This window comes from Vibrio cidicii (assembly GCF_009665415.1).
GTDB classification, from domain to species: Bacteria; Pseudomonadota; Gammaproteobacteria; order Enterobacterales; family Vibrionaceae; genus Vibrio; species Vibrio cidicii.
This window is the reverse complement of the sequence record NZ_CP035922.1, coordinates 501,645-520,124: the sequence shown is the minus strand read 5'-3', so window position 1 is coordinate 520,124 and position 18,480 is coordinate 501,645. Positions and strand designations below refer to the sequence as shown.

General features: G+C 47.7%; 18 protein-coding genes. 7 read left to right on the top strand and 11 right to left on the bottom strand.

Features of this window, described 5'->3' with window-relative positions:
• The first annotated feature begins 8 nt into the window (after positions 1-8).
• The 5 genes from EWA64_RS17875 (at position 9) to EWA64_RS17855 (ending at position 4,099) form a co-directional block, all read left to right on the top strand.
• Positions 9-314 (top strand): chaperone NapD, encoded by a 306-nt coding sequence (locus EWA64_RS17875; RefSeq protein ID WP_039427157.1) that lies wholly within the window; start codon positions 9-11, stop codon positions 312-314.
• Positions 311-2,800: a periplasmic nitrate reductase subunit alpha gene (gene napA, locus EWA64_RS17870; RefSeq protein WP_061895955.1), complete on the top strand. Its 2,490-nt coding sequence runs from the start codon at positions 311-313 to the stop codon at positions 2,798-2,800. The genes EWA64_RS17875 and napA overlap by 4 nt, the downstream gene beginning before the upstream one ends.
• A gap of 73 nt (positions 2,801-2,873) precedes the next feature.
• On the top strand, positions 2,874-3,347 hold the full coding sequence (locus EWA64_RS17865; RefSeq protein WP_061895956.1) for a nitrate reductase cytochrome c-type subunit: 474 nt from the start codon (positions 2,874-2,876) through the stop codon (positions 3,345-3,347).
• A 30-nt stretch (positions 3,348-3,377) separates the two neighbouring features.
• Positions 3,378-3,953, top strand: a complete 576-nt coding sequence (locus tag EWA64_RS17860) for a NapC/NirT family cytochrome c (RefSeq protein ID WP_039445136.1) — start codon at positions 3,378-3,380, stop codon at positions 3,951-3,953.
• 11 nt (positions 3,954-3,964) lie between these two features.
• A complete protein-coding gene (locus EWA64_RS17855; RefSeq protein WP_061895957.1) occupies positions 3,965-4,099 on the top strand; it encodes a TIGR02808 family protein in 135 nt (44 codons plus the stop codon).
• Between the two features lie 78 nt (positions 4,100-4,177).
• On the opposite strand, the gene EWA64_RS17850 is transcribed toward EWA64_RS17855, so the two are convergent.
• From EWA64_RS17850 to EWA64_RS17800, 11 genes are all read right to left on the bottom strand, one after another.
• The gene (locus EWA64_RS17850; RefSeq protein ID WP_061895958.1) at positions 4,178-5,836 is read right to left on the bottom strand and encodes an ABC transporter substrate-binding protein; all 1,659 of its coding nucleotides are present in this window, start codon (positions 5,834-5,836) and stop codon (positions 4,178-4,180) included.
• Positions 5,837-5,915: 79 nt separating this feature from the next.
• Positions 5,916-6,530 (bottom strand): outer membrane beta-barrel protein, encoded by a 615-nt coding sequence (locus EWA64_RS17845; protein ID WP_061895959.1) that lies wholly within the window; start codon positions 6,528-6,530, stop codon positions 5,916-5,918.
• 212 nt (positions 6,531-6,742) lie between these two features.
• Complete coding sequence (gene phaC, locus EWA64_RS17840; protein WP_061895960.1) at positions 6,743-8,515, bottom strand: class I poly(R)-hydroxyalkanoic acid synthase; 1,773 nt, start codon at positions 8,513-8,515, stop codon at positions 6,743-6,745.
• A gap of 61 nt (positions 8,516-8,576) precedes the next feature.
• Entirely contained in the window at positions 8,577-8,924 is a 348-nt protein-coding gene (locus EWA64_RS17835) for a phasin family protein (RefSeq protein WP_045569509.1), read from the bottom strand.
• 39 nt (positions 8,925-8,963) lie between these two features.
• The gene (locus EWA64_RS17830) at positions 8,964-10,172 is read right to left on the bottom strand and encodes an acetyl-CoA C-acetyltransferase (RefSeq protein WP_061895961.1); all 1,209 of its coding nucleotides are present in this window, start codon (positions 10,170-10,172) and stop codon (positions 8,964-8,966) included.
• A gap of 12 nt (positions 10,173-10,184) precedes the next feature.
• Positions 10,185-10,925, bottom strand: a complete 741-nt coding sequence (locus EWA64_RS17825; protein ID WP_061895962.1) for an SDR family oxidoreductase — start codon at positions 10,923-10,925, stop codon at positions 10,185-10,187.
• 556 nt (positions 10,926-11,481) lie between these two features.
• Positions 11,482-12,384, bottom strand: coding sequence for a protein translocase subunit SecF (secF, locus tag EWA64_RS17820; protein WP_061895963.1), 903 nt, complete (start codon positions 12,382-12,384; stop codon positions 11,482-11,484).
• A 2-nt stretch (positions 12,385-12,386) separates the two neighbouring features.
• Complete coding sequence (secD, locus tag EWA64_RS17815; protein ID WP_061895964.1) at positions 12,387-14,216, bottom strand: protein translocase subunit SecD; 1,830 nt, start codon at positions 14,214-14,216, stop codon at positions 12,387-12,389.
• Positions 14,217-14,287: 71 nt separating this feature from the next.
• Entirely contained in the window at positions 14,288-14,755 is a 468-nt protein-coding gene (locus EWA64_RS17810; RefSeq protein ID WP_065860354.1) for a hypothetical protein, read from the bottom strand.
• 116 nt (positions 14,756-14,871) lie between these two features.
• Positions 14,872-15,531: an SH3 domain-containing protein gene (locus tag EWA64_RS17805; protein WP_061895966.1), complete on the bottom strand. Its 660-nt coding sequence runs from the start codon at positions 15,529-15,531 to the stop codon at positions 14,872-14,874.
• Positions 15,532-16,140: 609 nt separating this feature from the next.
• A complete protein-coding gene (locus EWA64_RS17800; protein WP_061895968.1) occupies positions 16,141-16,596 on the bottom strand; it encodes an Lrp/AsnC family transcriptional regulator in 456 nt (151 codons plus the stop codon).
• Positions 16,597-16,736: 140 nt separating this feature from the next.
• Here EWA64_RS17800 and EWA64_RS17795 point away from each other — a divergent pair, with 140 nt between their 5' ends.
• Both EWA64_RS17795 and EWA64_RS17790 read left to right on the top strand, forming a co-directional pair.
• Positions 16,737-17,675 (top strand): DMT family transporter, encoded by a 939-nt coding sequence (locus tag EWA64_RS17795; RefSeq protein ID WP_061895969.1) that lies wholly within the window; start codon positions 16,737-16,739, stop codon positions 17,673-17,675.
• Positions 17,676-17,814: 139 nt separating this feature from the next.
• On the top strand, positions 17,815-18,477 hold the full coding sequence (locus EWA64_RS17790) for a PilZ domain-containing protein (RefSeq protein ID WP_061895970.1): 663 nt from the start codon (positions 17,815-17,817) through the stop codon (positions 18,475-18,477).
• The last annotated feature ends 3 nt before the right edge of the window (positions 18,478-18,480 follow it).

The following is an 18,480-nucleotide window of genomic DNA, read 5'->3' as shown; positions in this document are numbered from 1 at the left end:
AGCAAATTATGGCGCTAAACGAAGTGCACATCTCAAGCTTAGTGGTCCATGTCGTCGCCGACTCTCTTGCTGTCGTCAAAGCGCAGATTGAGGCGATGGACAACACCGAGATTTATGGAGACAGCCCAGAAGGAAAAATTGTCGTGGTACTTGAAACCGTCAATCAAGGTTTCATTACCGATACGATCGAAGCCATCAGCCACTTACCAAACGTTCTCAGCACCGTTCTGGTTTATCACCAGATTGAATCCTTAACGGATGACAAGGACGAAGACACTGGAACTCAACAATCCCAACTCGAGGGTGAAGTATGAAAATGACAAGACGCGCGTTTGTAAAAGCAAACGCAGCAGCCTCAGCCGCGGCAGTCGCCGGAATTACCCTGCCCGCTTCGGCAGCTAATCTTATCGCCAGCTCTGATCAAACCGCTATCACTTGGGACAAAGCGCCTTGTCGTTTCTGTGGTACGGGTTGTTCTGTTTTGGTCGGCACACAAAACGGCAAAGTCGTCGCGACACAGGGCGATCCTGAAGCGCCAGTGAACAAAGGCTTGAACTGCATCAAAGGCTACTTCCTCTCGAAAATCATGTACGGGCAAGATCGTCTCACACAACCTTTACTGCGCATGAAAGACGGCAAATTTGCCAAAGATGGCGATTTCGCGCCCGTTTCTTGGGATATGGCGTTTGATGTCATGGCGGAGAAGTGGAAAGCGTCGCTGGCGAAAAAGGGCCCCACCAGCGTTGGGATGTTTGGATCGGGCCAGTGGACCGTGATGGAAGGCTACGCCGCCGTGAAAATGATGAAAGCGGGTTTTCGCTCCAATAACATCGACCCGAACGCGCGCCACTGTATGGCTTCGGCAGTGGTCGGCTTTATGCGCACGTTTGGCATGGATGAGCCGATGGGCTGCTATGATGACTTTGAGCACGCTGACGCCTTTGTGCTTTGGGGCTCGAACATGGCCGAGATGCACCCTGTGCTTTGGACTCGCATCACCGACCGTCGTCTCAGCCATCCGCACGTCAAAGTGAACGTGCTGTCAACTTATTACCACCGTTCTTTTGAGCTGGCGGATACCGGTTGTATCTTTAAACCGCAGACCGATTTAGTTATTGCCAACTACATTGCCAACTACATCATTCAAAACGACGCCATTAACTGGGATTTCGTTAACAAACACACTCACTTTAAACAAGCCACTACCGATATTGGTTATGGCCTGCGTGATGACCATCCGCTACAGAAAAAAGCCAAACACGCCAATTCAGGCGATATGCAGTCGATCAATTTTGAGCAGTACAAAGCGTCCGTTGCACCGTATACGCTGGAAAAATCGGCCGAGATGTCTGGGGTTCCCGCAGAGAAGCTGCTTCTTTTAGCGAAGCAGTACGCTGACCCAAATACCAAAGTGATGTCGCTTTGGACTATGGGTATGAACCAACATACGCGTGGCGTGTGGATGCAAAGCTTAGTGTATAACCTGCACTTACTGACCGGCAAAATCGCCACTCCGGGCAACAGCCCCTTCTCACTGACCGGTCAACCGTCGGCGTGTGGCACCGCGCGTGAAGTTGGCACCTTCGCCCACCGCTTGCCTGCCGATATGGTGGTCGCGAATCCAAAACACCGCGCCATCGCGGAGAAAATCTGGAAACTGCCTGAAGGCACCATTCCACCTAAACCGGGGTTCCACGCGGTCTTGCAAGATCGCATGCTAAACGACGGCGTACTCAACTGTTACTGGGTACAATGTAACAACAACATGCAAGCGGGCCCAAATATCAATGGCGAACGTTTGCCGGGATACCGTAATCCTGAAAACTTCATCGTGGTATCCGATCCCTACCCTACCGCAACAGCGCAAGCGGCGGATCTGATTCTGCCAACCGCCATGTGGATCGAAAAAGAGGGCGCTTACGGTAACGCTGAGCGTCGTACCCAAGCTTGGTATCAACAAGTCAGCAGCGTTGGTCAGGCTAAATCGGACTCTTGGCAGGTGATGGAATTCTCCAAACGCTTCAAGATGGAAGAAGTATGGCCAGAAGAGCTTTTGGCTAAGATGCCTCAATACCGTGGCAAAACCATGTATGAGGTGCTGTTTACCAACGGGCAGGTTGACCAATATCCGCTTTCTGAAGCGCGCGAACTCAATGACGATGCGCACCACTTTGGTTTTTACGTACAGAAAGGGTTGTTTGAGGAGTACGCCAGCTTTGGTCGGGGCCATGGCCACGATTTAGCGCCATACGATGTGTATCACCAAGTGCGCGGTCTGCGTTGGCCTGTGGTCGACGGTAAAGAGACTAAGTGGCGTTATAAAGAAGGCAGCGATCCTTACGCGAAGAAAGGCTCAGGTTGGGATTTCTACGGGAAACCGGATGGCAAAGCGCTGATCATTTCCTCGCCTTACGAAGCGCCACCTGAGTCGCCGGATGCGGAATTCGACATGTGGCTATGTACTGGCCGTGTACTGGAACACTGGCATACCGGAACCATGACTCGTCGCGTACCTGAACTGTACAAAGCAGTGCCTGATGCGCTCTGTTACATCCATCCCGATGACGCCAAAGCACGCGGATTACGCCGTGGTGATGAAGTGCTGATCGCCAATAAGCGCGGGGAAGTACGCGCTCGCGTTGAAACGCGTGGGCGCAACCGCCCGCCACAAGGCTTGGTGTTCGTACCGTTCTTTGATGCTCGCATTCTGATCAACAAGCTGATCTTAGACGCCACTGACCCACTGTCGAAACAAACCGACTTTAAGAAGTGTCCGGTCAAGATCACTAAGGTCGCGTAATAGGAACCGAATGCATAGGCTGCCTACAAGGGCAGCCTGACAAAGAATTTAGCCATTAGGCGGAGATGAAACGATGAAAAAATTAGTCATGACGCTGCTTTCCATCAGCGCACTTTCTTTAGTTGCCCTGCTCAGCAGTGTTGCACAAGCCCAGTTAGAAAACCCAGGGGGCACAGGCGGTCTTGAGTCCCTTCGTGGCAACACACCTTTAGAGGATACTCGCCCTGCTGATGTGATGAAAAAATACCCGCGTGAGCAAGTGTTAGAGAGTGATTACATTTATCAGCCACCATTGATCCCTCATAACATTCGCAGCTATGAAGTGTCACTCAATGCCAACAAGTGCCTTGCATGCCACAGCTGGAAAAATGCCAAAGAGATGGGCGCAACCAAGATCAGCGTGACCCACTATATGAACCGTGAAGATGCCGTGCTGGCCGATGTGTCGCCGCGTCGCTACTTCTGCCTTCAGTGCCACGTGCCTCAGGCAAGCGCTAAACCGCTGGTCGAAAATGAATTTGAACGCGTTGACTCACTGCGTAAGTAGTAGCCAATTATTGAAACGAAGAGGCTATCTATGAAAATATTGAAAGCGTTTTGGAAGCGACTCAGCACGCCGAGCAAAGCGGCCGCTGGTGTGCTGCTGTTTATGGGATTTGCTGGCGGCTTGCTGTTTTGGGGCGCATTTAACACCGGGATGGAAGCGACTAACAGCGAAGCGTTCTGCTCGGGTTGCCACGCCCCGATTGTGGCAGAAATCCAAGAAACCATTCACTACTCGAACCGCTCGGGGGTGCGTGCGATCTGCTCTGACTGCCACGTACCGCACGAGTGGACAGACAAAATCGTGCGCAAAGTTCAGGCGTCCAAAGAGCTGTTCGCCCACTTCATGGGCAACATTGATACACCGGAGAAATTCCAAGCACGCCGCGCGCATTTGGCTGAACGCGAGTGGGCGCGGCTGAAAGGGAATGACTCGTTAGAGTGTCGCAACTGCCACCAGTTTGAGTTCATGGACTTCTCTGAACAGAGCGAACGCAGTGCCAGCCAACACTCCACCGCGCTGGCTTCGGGTGAAAAAACCTGTGTCGATTGTCACAAAGGCATAGCCCACAAACTGCCTGACATGCACGGCGTTGAAGGCTGGCAGTAAGGAGAGCAAACATGAGTACATTGGAATCGGTTATTTGGCATGTTCTCGGCTACAGTGCCATGCCCGTAATTATTTTAGCTGGCTTTGCTGGTGTGGCCGCCATTTCACTATGGCTGCTATCACTTAGCAAAGACAAAGAGCTCTGAGCTCATCTCGACTGAATTCTTGTTACAAAAAAAACACCAAACGATCGCTCGTTTGGTGTTTTTATTTAATTCAGTGCCCTAACGCTGAGGCTCGCCAATCCACAGTTGATAAAAATCACTGTAGCCCGTCTTTTTAACTTGAATCCCTTTTACTTGCTGCGCCTTAGTGATTGCTTCTTTACCTGCAAACAAAGGCAGAATACGTCTGTGCTGATACAACGCCTGTTCAATGTCCGCCAATCCCTCTACAGGGTTATCCGCAGCCACCGCAGCAGCGATTTTCTCGTGATGCATTCGCCACTCGTGCTCGGTAAAGACAAAACGCAAACCGGATGCAATCAGCAACCACTCGTATACTCCATACTCAAGTGGAGATTCAATCACTTCTTCAATCAGCAGTAAATCGGCCTCGGCTCGCACAGACTCTGGGTGGCTGATTTCGGTGAGCTCTAGTACTTGCAGCGTCAAACCTGTCGCTCGGATTGCTTGGTGCAACCAATCTGCTGTCGCCTGCAAATACGGTAAGGTCCATTTCGGTTCAGCCAACACCAACGTGCCGTGAAGCTGAGGAATAGCGAGCGAAGAGATCAGTGAAATTTCGCTTTGGCTGCACAAACCACTTACCGCACGTTGTGGAGCATATTGTCCTTTACGTTGCTCTAGATAGGTAAAAAGCGTGTGCCAATCTTCTTCAGCAATGCCCGCTTGCGCTCGTTGGTTGTAAGTGAGATAGGAAAAGGCACTAAGCATAGTCGTCTCGGTTGCTCCCTCCCCCTGATTAAAGCTCATGACATTCGCGAGCTTTTCATCTGCATGCGACAACGTGATCTGTGTTAGCAAGGCGCTTTCGGCAAAATAGTACTCATGGCGTTTTAACACCAAATGCTCGTTGTTCCAGTGATGGAGACGAAACGGGCCAGTTCCACAGTGGTAGCAATGCTTGTCATCAAAATGGATGACCTCAGGACAGACAACCGACGCGTGAGGCATGGCCAAAACATAAGGGAAAAGGGTATTGGCTCGTTTTAGCTGTATCTCAACCTGCGTAGGACTCGATGCGCTAACACTCTCTACTTGTTCAAACAAATGTACAACGGGTCCCTCTCCTTGCAGACGCTTCAAACTCCAAACCACATCAGAGGCACTCAGTATTTTTCCATCATGACGTTGAATGTCTGGACGTAACCAGAGGGTGAGCATATCACCTTCCATTTGCCAATCATGCGCAAGCGATGGTTTCAGTTTCCCCTCTATATTTTGCTTTAGCAGCGTATCGTAAATACTTCGGATCACGTGTAGCTCTGCGTGGCGCACCGTTCGCTGCGGGTCCAGTGAGTCCACCCACGGATAATGGGTAATCAATAACGCACTATTCGCTTCATTCCAATCATTTTGCGCTGCTGTTGCTAAGGCCAGTGCATTCACGGTAGTGGCCCCGTAGAGCTCTAATAAACGTGTGACAAGTTGAAAACGGCCTTGTTTGAGTTCCTCTTTCAAAACTTGCTGCAAGGCATCACTCAGTGAACTGCGGATGATCAGTTGACTCGCTTTGCCACGTCCGACCGACGGGCGCCATTCTATCCACTCCAAATCGGATAAATTTTTCAAAATAATCGAGACGTTTCGTCTTGACGTCGACAAAACTTGCTCCAGTTCATCCAGAATCACTTGATAGCAATGATAGCGTTCATACCGATTCAAAAGCTGATTGAGTCTTCGTATATTTGCTTCGTTCACAACGGCTTACTGATTGTAATTATTACTTTTAAAAATAGCACAAAGGCCCACCGAAGTGGGCCCCCTATCAGAAGATGACTTAAAAATGGTAACTTGCACCCAAAGAAAAGACACTGATATCCGATTCGACGCTCAATTTTTCAGCGCCCACTTTCACGATATCCAATTCTGGTTGCATGAAGTCCCAAGAAGCGCGAATGTGGAATTTCGGTGATACTTTCAACTCAGCCCCCAAACCATACATGCCTGTGACCGTGCTTTCAGACAATGTGCTATAACCTGGCTGACTGATAAAGGCGTTAGAGACTTTAAACTCCGCACTAAAGTAAGCAAGGCCTGCCTTGGCGTACAGATCAAAAGTATCCGTGAGGGCAAATGACAGCTTAGGTTGAATAGACAAAAAGTGCATATTGCCAACCGTGACATAGGTATCTTCTAGAGCATCGTAACCGCCGATCGCCCCTTCAATAGCCAAGAATGAGTTAAATTGATAACCACCATAGATACTACCTGCAACACTTTGGTCATTTTTCAGATCGAGGTCTACTGAGCCAGAACCATAGCTAGTATTTGCGTTGCCCGCTGCATTTTTAAACGTCGCCATCCCCAGTGAACCACCTAGATAAGGTTCGGCTTGCGCGCCAAAAGAGAGTGCACCTGCGATCACGAGAGTTAGAATGGATTGATTTGTCATGTTTGCTACTGCCTTCAATTAAAAAACATTGCGTTATCCAGTAACTTCCCAGTTTGTTGTGCTTCCTTACTGACTAAGACAACTAATGAACAGTGTGCAATATTTCATTGATAGAAAACATGATTGAATTTACGCAGTTTTTGCATGATTTAGATAGGTAGGATGGGCGTTGAGAAAATGCGCTACGTAGAGCCATAGCGCATTGAGGTAACTCATTCTGAAATAGGTAGGACTTGCTTAACGTACTCGCCCGGTGCCTCTTTGAGGATGGGGTTGAGTTCAGAACCTTGTCGATAAGGTGCGACTTTTTCTTGCGGATTGTACTGCAGTAGCCATTGATCCCAATGCGTCCACCAAGAGCCGTCTTTGCGCTGTGCATTGCTCAGCCACTCTTCTGCCGACTCATCAAGATTGTCATTCAGCCAATAACCATACTTGTTTTTCGCCGGATGATTAACAATACCTGCAATGTGCCCAGACTCGCCCAGAACGAAGGTTTTATTCCCGCCCATATTCAAAGCGCCACGATAGGTTCCTTGCCACAAGGCGATATGATCTTCCTTAGTGGAGATAAAGTAGCTTGGGATGCGGATCTTATTCAGATCGATCCATACGCCGCCAACCTTGACACCACGTTCCTCAACCAACTTGTTGTTGAGATACAGTTCACGCAACATAAAATTGTGCGTGGTTGCGGCAACGTTGGTGCTGTCGCTATTCCAGTACAGAAGATCGAAATCCACCGGACTACTGCCTTTGAGGTAGTTATCCACGTAGTAGTTCCAATACAAGCTGTTTTCCCGCAACAAACTGAATGTCACACTGAGCGAACGACCATCCATGTAACCCTTAGCGGTATTTTGCGCCTCAATTGCACTGATGATGGTGTCGTTAATGTAAGCGCCTACTTCGCCAGGCTGAGAAAAATCCAAAAGCGTGGTGAAAAAGGTTGCCGACTTAATGCGTTTTTTCATCCGCTTCGCCGCGTAGTAACCTACCGTACACGCCAGTACCGTTCCACCAATACAATACCCTGCTGCGTTGATCTCTTCTTGACCGGTGATCTCTTCAATTGCGGTCACTGCTTTGACCACACCTTCGGTCACGTAGTCGCCAAACTCAACGTTCGCCTGCGCTGCACCAGGGTTACGCCAAGAGATCATAAATACACTGTGGCCTTGCTCTAAAAGCCAGCGAACCATCGAGTTCTTAGCGGTTAAATCAAGAATGTAGTATTTATTGATAAACGGCGGGACGATCAGCAGTGGGGTGGCATTGACTTGCTCTGTCATGGGGCGATATTGAATCAACTCAAAGAGTTCATTCTGATAGACTACATCACCCGGCGTGGTCGCGATATCGGCTCCGAGACGGAACGCGTTATTGTTGGTCATGCGAATTTTAAGGATATCCGCACTCGCAGCCACATCCTCTTTGAGTAGCTCCAGCCCAGTAAGCAAATTTTCACCATTTTTCTCAATCGTTAGCTTAAGCAACTCAGGGTTGGTTGCGATAAAGTTCGACGGTGAAAGCGCGTTAATTGCTTGACGAGAGAAGAAACTGATCCGTTCTTTGGTTTTCTCATCGAGCCCTTCAATGGCATCAATGGTATCCATGTACGTTTTGCTAAACAGCAGGTATGACTGTTTGATAAAGCTGTACATCGCTTCTGCTTGCCAAGCTTCATTAGAGAAACGTTTGTCTCCCTGCTCAGCGTCAATAACACTTTGAGTGTTGCCGGAAAGCGCCACATTTTGCCAAATTTGCAGTTGTTGTTCCCACCACTGCGTCTGCAACTTCAGCAATGCTGCCGGCTGATTTGCCGCTTTTTCAACAAATCTTGCCGCATCCTCAAAGTTCACTTCTTGCATTGCCTTGTTCAAAGGAGAATTGACGGCTGCCTTGCTTGCTTCAAAGTCTTGCCACCATTTTTGATTGGTCTCTTGGAGCTGTACAAGATAGTCCGAAAAGAAGTGTTGCAACATAATGATACTCCCTTACTCGGAAAAAACGCCGCCTAGTTAGGCGGCGTGAACACAGAACAAATTACGCTGGTGTAACTGTTTTGATGTTTTCCGAAGTCATCTTTTCAACATCGTCTTTGAACTCTTTGGCAATCGCTTGTAGCTTGTTGCTGTCGTCCAACATTTGCTGAGATAGCTTAGTCAACACACCCAGTTGCTGGCTGTTAAATGTGGCCAGTGAAGTAACATCTTTAATTTCAGATGCCGCTTTCATTTGCGCCAAACCCATTTCGCTGTAGGTACGAATCGCGTTTAATTGCAGTTCAGTCAGCACTTCAACGTTTTTTGTCACCAGCTTGTTGAACTTGAAGTAAGGTTGTAGGTTTTTCTCTGTTTGATCAGTAAAAGTTTTGAAAAAATCCGTGTACATGGTTTGTCTCCTAACGAAATGTAGAGGTTGTTAATCGAATTACTTAACTGTTTTCACAATCACGGCAGTACCCATCCCACCGCCGACGCACAACGAAGCCACACCAAACTGACCATCTTGTTTGTGCAGCTCGTGAATCAATGTAACCAAAATACGGTTACCAGACGCTCCTAGTGGATGCCCCAATGCAATCGCGCCACCGTTAAGATTTGCTTTATCTTGAATGGACGCAACCGATACCTGATGTTGCTCTGCCAACTTATGAATAACGCCAAGCGCCTGAGCCGCAAAGGCTTCATTAAGCTCATACACATCAATGTCATCAGTTGACAATTGCGCTTTCGCCAACGCTTTGGTTACTGCTTCAACGGGACCAAGACCCATAATTTCAGGTGCTAATCCAGACTGGGCGTAGCTCACAACTTCCGCTAAAGGCTGCAAGCCATAGTTTTTCACTGCGTGTTCTGAAGCCAAAATAATCGCGCTCGCACCATCGTTAATGCCAGAAGCATTCCCCGCTGTCACACTACCTTCTTTGTCAAATGCGGGACGAAGACCTTTCAGTCCTTCCAATGTCGCATTGGCTTTGGGATATTCGTCGGTATCAAACAAAACTGTCTCGCGGCGTTGCTTGACTTCAACCGGGACAATTTCTTGCTTAAATTTGCCAGCTTCGATGGCGGCAACGGCTTTTTGTTGACTCGCAAGCGCGTATTGATCTTGCATTTCGCGGCTAATGCCCACTTGTTTGGCGACGTTTTCCGCCGTCACACCCATGTGGTATTGATTGAACACATCGGTCAAGCCATCTGCGATGAGTAAATCTTGCATCGTTAGATGACCCATCTTGTTGCCATCACGTACACTACCCGGCATCGCAAATGGGATCTGCGACATCACTTCAACCCCAGCCGCAACGACGATTTCGGCATCACCACTTCGGATATGGGACGCGGCATCCATCACAGTTTTCATCCCGCTGCCACACACCATATTCAATGTATAAGCAGGGACACTAGCGGGAATACCCGCATAAACAGAGGCTTGGCGTCCAACACCCATTCCTTGCCCTGCACTTACCACATTGCCCACAATGACTTCGTCGATATGTTCTACAGCAACCTGCGCTTGCGCCAACGCCCCTTTGATAGCAACCGCCGCTAACTCGCCCGCTGAGGTGTTTTTTAACGCCCCACCAAATGCACCAATCGGAGTACGCTTAGCGGCAACAATGTATACTTTTTCCATAAGGCTACTCCTTTACTGCATGTATAAGCCGCCGTTAACCGACAATGTCTCACCTGTGATATACGCACCTGCGTCACTCACCAGAAAAGAGACCGATTTAGCTATCTCATCCGGCGTGGCTAGGCGGCGCATTGGGATCTGAGCTTTGATGTTTTCCAGCACTTCCGGATTCATCTGCTCAACCATTGGCGTCAATGTGTATCCCGGAGCAATCACGTTAACCGTGACACCATTTCTTGCCCCTTCCAGCGCCAATGCTTTGGAGAACCCGATCATGCCAGCTTTTGCAGCGGAGTAGTTAGTCTGACCAAATTGGCCTTTTAGCCCGTTTACGGAAGAGATGTTGATAACGCGACCATTACCTTTTTCACACATGGCGGAGAAAAGCGGTTGTGTCACATTAAACACGCTGTTGAGATTAGTGTTAATGACATCATGCCACGCCTCTGCTCCCATCTTTTTGAACACACCATCACGAGTGATACCCGCGTTATTAATAACCGCATCAATGGTACCTTCCTCTTCGAGAAGTTGGCTCAAACGCTCGGCACACTCTTGGGTGTTCGTTACGTCAAGCTCAAACAAGCGCACTTGCTCTTCGGTAAAGCCTTTTTCGTTAAACCAATCTAGCGCACATTGATAGTTACCTGTGAAATAGGTAGCCACTACGCGATAGCCATCTTGTACAAGTTGAGAAGAGATTGCAGAACCAATTCCGCCTTTTGAACCAGTGATCAAAGCGACCTTTTTCATTTAAGAACTCCATTCTTAACAGCAAAAAATCTAGCACATGGACCGATTGGCAAATATTTGCCAACTGACAATTTAGATATTATTTGTAACGTCTTCATCTAACGTTAATCTATCTAAATAAGCTAACTTAGAAATATTACATTTCAAATAAAATTTTAAAAATCACACCTAATGTTGAGCTAGATCTCATAAGAAATGAAATGTTATAGAATAGTTAATTGAAATATAACTCATTGAATTTAAATTAATTTAAAATCTTAATCTTCATAGATGGATTCGTAAGTGTTTGTATTGAATAGAATTTGATGTTTTTTCTTGTTTCATCGTTGAAGTGTATAACTTGCAGACACTCTCAACGAATTATCGATATATTTCTTCATCTATGTAAATTCTTTTTTTATCAATAAATGTCCAAATAAAAGAAACAGAAATTGACATATATAACTAAATATTAAATTGTCAAATAAAATAAAGCCACATTATTGTGTGGCTTTATTTTATTTATTTACTATTTTATCGCGTAACGCTATTTACCGTTCGACTAATACTCTGTGAGCTAAGGAGCAGTGTCGATTTCTGGCGGCAAGTAATGGACTGGTTTAAGCTGCCACCACTCTGGTAAGACCGTGCCAATAGAAATTGACGACCAAGTACCAGAAAGCACACCAATAAACATCGCGGTGGAAAAACCCAGTAAGGCGCTACCGCCCATTAACCAGAGTGCGGCGATGGTGATAAGCGTGGTGCCCGACGTGACCATGGTACGTGAAAACGTCCCTATCACGGCTTGATCGTTGATCTGTTCCGTGGTTTCGTCTTGTTTAGCGATCAACAGTTCACGAATGCGATCAGCAATAATGATCGAATCGTTTAGCGAGTAACCCAATATCGCTAAAATGGCAGCGAAAACCGTCAGATTGAATTCCATCTGCGTGATAGCAAAGAAGCCCAGCACCAGTACCACATCGTGAAGTAACGCCACTAAAGATCCCCCCGCTAAACGCCATTCGAAACGCAGACAGAGGTAACCCAAAATCGCCAAAAGGCAGACCAGCATGGCCATGCCGCCTTGTTCAAGTAAATCCTGCCCAACTTGTGCCCCAACCACGCTATTGCTAATCACGGATACCTGCGAGGAGACGGATGCCAATCCGCTGGCTAGATCTGGAAGACTGGTTTGCTCCTCAGGCAATGAGTAGCGAATCACCCATCGCCCCTCTTCCCCCGCCTTAGTCACCGTAGCCGATTCACCCAAAATCGGTTGTACTGCATCGAGTAACTGATGATTGGTAACCGTTGGCACTAACGCCACTTCAGTGACCATACCGCCCGTGAAATCTAACCCTAGATTTAAACCGCGCACTGCCAATGCTCCCAAAGAAACAAGCATCAATGCGAGTGAAATAACGCTGGTTAAGTAACGGATCGAACGGATGTGCTTTTTCATAGAATTGATCATAGTTAAACCCTCACACTGCGGCGACTATCTCGTCCCCAGATCAGATTGATCATGGCTCGAGAAGCAAAAACACCCGTGAACATACTGGTCAGCAGGCCCAATCCCAACGTTAGTGCGAATCCTTGAATTGGCCCATTACCGATGGCATAGAGAACAACGGCGGTAATCATAGTGGTGATATTGGCATCGAGAATGGTTGAGAAAGCGCTGTCAAACCCAGCATCAATCGCTTGTGCTAAGCTGCGCCCTTCACGCATCTTGTCCTTAATTCTCTCAAAAATGATCACGTTGGTGTCGACGGCCATACCGACGGTCAATACTAAGCCAGCGATGCCGGGCAATGTTAGTACCGCGCCCGGAAGCAAAGCGATGAGGCCAAGTAAACAAAGCATGTTAGCGACAAGTGCCACATTGGCTACCCAACCTAAACGACGATACCAAAGCGCCATAAAAGTCAGCGTCAGCCCCATGCCCAGCGCCAGAGCGGCAAAGCCGTTTTCGATGTTTTCCGCTCCAAGCGAAGCGCCAATGGTCCGCTCTTCAACAATCGAGACAGGAGCGGTCAACGAGCCAGCTCGCAGTAGCAGAGCCAGCTGCTGCGCCTCGTCCATGCTGCCGGCACCGGTGATACGAAATTGACTGCCCAGTTGAGATTGGATCGTGGCCACACTGATCACACGCTCACTACGTGAGATCTCACCATTTTCTTGTGTAATGTATTCACGATAAACCGTCGCCATCGGTTTACCCAAATGTTTGGCGGAGAAATCGCTCATCTTCTTGCCGCCACTATGGTCGAGCGAGATATTCACTTCCGACATGCCCATCTTATCCACGCCCGCGCGGGCGTTGACAATGTGCTCTCCGGTTAGCACTGGGCGTTTATCCAGAATCACTTGGCGGCCATCATTGTCACTGAGGATAAGATCTTGTGACGAATGAGCGGCACCCGGATCTTTCACTTCATAGAAAGCCAGGCTGGCCGTTGCACCAATCACATTTTTCGCTTGAGCAGGGTCTTGCACTCCCGGTAGCTCAATACGAATACTGTGCGCGCCTTGACGCTGCACCAAGGCTTCCGTAATACCAAGCTCTTCAATGCGATCACGCATGATCTTAAGATTTTGCTTGAGCGTCGTGCTCTGGAACTCGCTCACGTAGGCCTCTGATGGCTTAATAACCAGAGATCCTGCTTGCGTGCGCGTTTGCCAATTGACGTAATTGGTTTTTATAAACGTTGCAACTCTGTCTTTGGCCTGCGCACTCTCGCTGAGCACTCGTAGCTCAGAACTTTTGCTCGCCTGGATTTGCACAGAGCGCAGTTTCTCGCTGCGTAACATCGAACGAATGTCATCCGCCAAGGCGTCTCGTTGCTCTTCAAACGCTTTGTCTACATCCACATTAAGCAGAAACTGTACCCCACCACGCAGATCTAGCCCGAGTTTGATCGGATTGAACCCTAAGTCAGTCAGCCATTGCGGCGCAATCGAGAGGTAAGAAAATGTGAGGGTTGCATCATCATGTAAAACGCCATCTAGACGTTTTCTAGCGAGGCTTTGTGTATTTTCGTCGGCAAAAACCAAGGTCGTTACGCCATTTTGTTCGGTGATCTTATCCACCGCGATCGCTTGTGAATCTAACCACTTTTTCAATTGCAAAAGGTCATGCTGAGGCGCGCTATCTTTCGCATAAGCGATCTGGATTGATGGTTGCTCACCATACCAAGTCGGAATCGCGCTTAAAGTGAGAATCACTAAGGTAGTAATCAACACCAAGTACTTCCAAACGGAATAGTGATTAAGCACCTTGGCCGATTTGTGTTTTTTTGTCATAGTTTTCCCCTCCGTCTGGTGAGACAGAGTCAATTCAGTTCAAATAAATGTTTTTTGATTAGAAAATTGAGTCAGGAAAATTGACTGTTGAGAGCAACGTACATGGCATTGGTTTCCTTCCATCCTGCCAGACGATGATTGGAAGAAAAATGGTAAGCTCGTAATAGCTCAAGCTGCCTTAAGCGACCGCAAAGATGAAATAAGTTGCCATGAATGTTAGGTTGATCAAGGCCACTAAAGAAAAGCGGGTCGCTGTTCTGCGGTGAGTCTTCACGCTGCGCAACACTCCAACGATGCGCATGCAAAATAGCGGCAGCATCATGTCGTTGATACGATTGTGAAACGGGAAAAGAAGCACTGTCCTGGTTGGTTTGACTCTCGCCAGCAAAGTGATTGGTCAGCTTGAGGTGCGCGCTAGCGAGACGTCCGCTTAATGAGTTGGAGCGATCTATGTTCTCGGCAATCGATGCAAAGGCTTCTACTGGTGTCATCACCAGTGTTAACAGCAAAGCCAATAATCGTAAAAAGTTTGAATGCATCGCGATACTCAAGATCAAAAAGCAAGCCACAACGGCTTGCTTGGTCATACTATGCCTAAGGAGTGCTTGGCTCAACTAAAAAGATCTAAAATCTGCGCCGATGGGTAATGTCTAACCTATCGATAGAAAATATCTCCGCTATTGATATCGAGATAAATTTTATTTTCTTGATCCAAGCCACCACAGTAAATGAAGTACACTTCTCTTGGCTGAAAAGTGACGGAACGTACCCAACCACCAAGTTCCTCAAAATCTTGCGGCTTACAAGTACCATCATTCAGCAGTTGTTGAGTGTATTTGCGAAAAATCTCCTGATGCTGTAGGAGATCATCTGAACGCGCGATATATCCATCGAGAATTTCCAAGCGTTCCATCTCTTCTATCACGGGCTTCTCGTTGGACAACTGCGCCATATTGACCCACTCAGCCGTCTCTTCCCCCCCTTCCTCATAGACGAGATAATCGGTAATTCGCCCCCAACCGAGCTGCTTTTCCAAAATGGTGAGCTTCTCTCCTTTGTAAAGATGGTCAACCACCAACGCTTCTTCTTGAGGTTTATTGTGCACGCTAATACGTCGCTCCACGACGTAATATTCTGTAATTTCTGGGGCCGGAGCTTCAAGATCCAGGATGGGTTTCTCTTCGGTAGCAACCACTGGTGGTGGTTCGCTTTGCGGCTCTTTTACTTCCTCAGGCTGCATAAAGAAGACGTAATAACCCGCTGCGGCCCCAACCAGCAACAACAGGATAATTAACACCAGCAAAATTTTTTTCATCCACACATCCGTCATCTGTTTTTCGGCTCGGCTTTGCTCATGAGCATAACCAAAACATCGCGTTACGCCAACCTACCAGCTTAATCTCTCCTTAGGTATAGCATACCGTTCGCATCCATAGTTTAACTAGTCAACCTAATGTGAATGACACATGCATTCAAAGAGTGAATAACCTCTTTTTACCACAGGTCTTTTAGCGTCATGACAGAGTAAAATAGCGACACACATCACAATAATGCTTTACTTTTGCTGCTTTTTTGGTTAATTTCGTATTCATAAGTTTTCATAAAACAAAATAGTTGGCTGGTGAACATGCAAAATGACATGCTTTTCAATCGCTTGAATCACATGGAAAGTCAAACCGTTGCTAGAGCGAAATTCTTGTCCGTCGTCAGACACGTGAAAGAGTTTGGATCGATCAACGACCTTGATTTGTGCAAGATCTTCGGAGAAACCATTTGGTGTGATGGTTCAGAATATCACTCTGCGGCATTCTCTTTCCGTATCGACCGAGATACCGGCAATTGTGAAATCTCTCAATTACGCCATCAGTAGTTATCCTTAACAAAAAATTTTTACAAGCGGAGCAATTTCAGCTCCGCTTTTTTATTAGCGGTAGACCGGCAGTGCCGCTGAGTTTTTGACGTTGCGGATCGCTAAGTGCGTATGAATGTCCTTGACGTTTTGTAAACGCTGCAACTTTCGAGTAAAGGCTTCATATCCCGTTAAATCTTTTGCCACGACTTCAAGCAAGTAGTCGTAGGCTCCAGAGACGACGTGACAACTGACGACTTCTTCCATTTCTACAACAGCTTGTTCAAAGTGGTCAATTGACGTTACTTGATGATTGTTGAGACTCACCTCGACAAACACCGTCATGGCAATACCCACCTTTTCCCGAACCAAATACGCATGATATCCAGCGATGATGCCATCTTGTTCTAAACGTTTAATCCGTCTTGCGCAGGGCGAGGCAGATAGACCAACCTTATCCGCGATCTCTGCAGTGGTCAGGCGAGCATCTTCTTGAATCAATCCGAGTATTTTCTTATCTATCCTATCCATCGCACCGGCTTTTCTCTTCAATAAAAACGATTTAGTTAGTGAAAATCATCAATACTCATCTCATTTATGATGATTTTTGCCAAAATTCACCTCGTACAATAAACGATAATTAACACCATGTTAACTTATTGATGCCTACTATGACGCTCGGCTACCTCGCGATATTCACCACCTTATTCATTTGGTCTGGTTTTTTCCTCTCACTGAAAGGCGGCGCAATTTCAGCGCTTCAACCAGCCGATATAGCCCTAACACGCTTTCTCATACCAGCACTTGTACTCTCACCATTAGTCCTCAGAGCAAAAAATCAGATTATTCAGGTCCCCAAACGCTATCTAGCGGGCATGTTCATTGGCAGCGGCTTGCCTTATCTGCTTATGGCGGGCACCGCGATGCACTATGTCCCTGTGGCACACGGCAGCACACTGGTTCCGGGAACCTTGCCTTTGTTTGTCACGGGCATTGCGGTGCTGTTCTATCAGCAGCCACTCAGTCGGCATCGGATATTTGGCTTGTCGCTGGTTGTCGTAGGTATCGGGTTATTTTTGGCCCCTCATTTGAACGGCTTGCACTTAGGGCAAGAAACCAAAGGGCATCTGTTTTTTCTTCTTTGTAGTCTGATGTGGGCGAGTTTTACCATCAGCGCTCGAGTCGCCAATCTCAATGCCTTGGTCAGTTCAGGTTGTGTTGCCTTGCTCTCTTTGATTGCTCTCGGGCTCGCTATGTACAGCGGCGTACTGCCAAGTTATCTGGCTCAGGCTCCGCTTGCTGAATGGCCTTGGCGTGAATTACTGGGTCATACTCTAATTCAAGGCATCGGCGCGGGCTTAATCGCGTCTGTCACCTATCTATATGCTGTACGTACGCTCGGTGCTGAAAGGAGTGCCGCCTTTGGCAGCGCTACGCCAGTACTTGCGACCTTGCTCGCGATACCTGCCTTTGGCGAATATCCTGATAGCATCACTTGGCTGGCGCTGATTGTTGTCAGCAGCGGTAGCCTTATCGCCAGCAACATCTTCATGCGTCACGATACGTCGCTGGATTACCAGCCACCAGCGCACGGTGTCGAAAAACGTTAGGCATTTTCAACACCAGATTGCAGAGACGGACAACGTCACAAAACACGCATTAACCTCTTGTCTGCGCGGCATCCTTACTTTGATGCCGCTCGCTTCCAGTTTATAGTTCAGATACCTAAACGATAAAACAGAACGCTCCATGGCTCCCAGCAATAGCAAGGAAGAAATTCGCCGTTTCCTTACCCCCGGCATGAAACTGAATGTCAGCTTTGAGTTTGGCCCAGATGATAAAATGGCTCGCCCAGCAACTTTCATTGGTTTAAAAGACAAGCACTTTGTCATTATTGAAATCGCCGAAAAGGACAAGGAAGAGTTTGTCTTGCGCAAATTGGAGAACACCGATGTGGTGGTACGTGGTATTGCCGATACTGAGCTGGGTCATATCGTCGCGTTCAAAAGCAGTATTTTGACGACCATTGCCAAGCCCGCGTTTCTCCTTTTTCTCCGTATACCGAGCAATTTTGCCACTAAGCCTGTACGCGAACACGTGCGCTACAAAGTGGCGCTCAACGGTATGCTGACGCACAATGGGAATCAGTATCAAGGCAACTTGACCGACTTTTCTGTCTCTGGCTGCGGATTCACCACACTCGTCGAGCCTGAATTTACCAAAGGCGCTTTTGTTAAAGTCGAGTCCACACTAAACCGCTTTATCTCTGCAGATAATGGCTGCCATATCGCAAGTGTGCGTAAAATGCCAAACGGTTGGTTTGTCGGCATCAGTTTCGAACAAGAAGTGAGAATGACCAGCGAATTAAAAAGAGAGCTGCTTGAGCTCTCTTTTAAAGCAGGTCAGGCTTAGCCC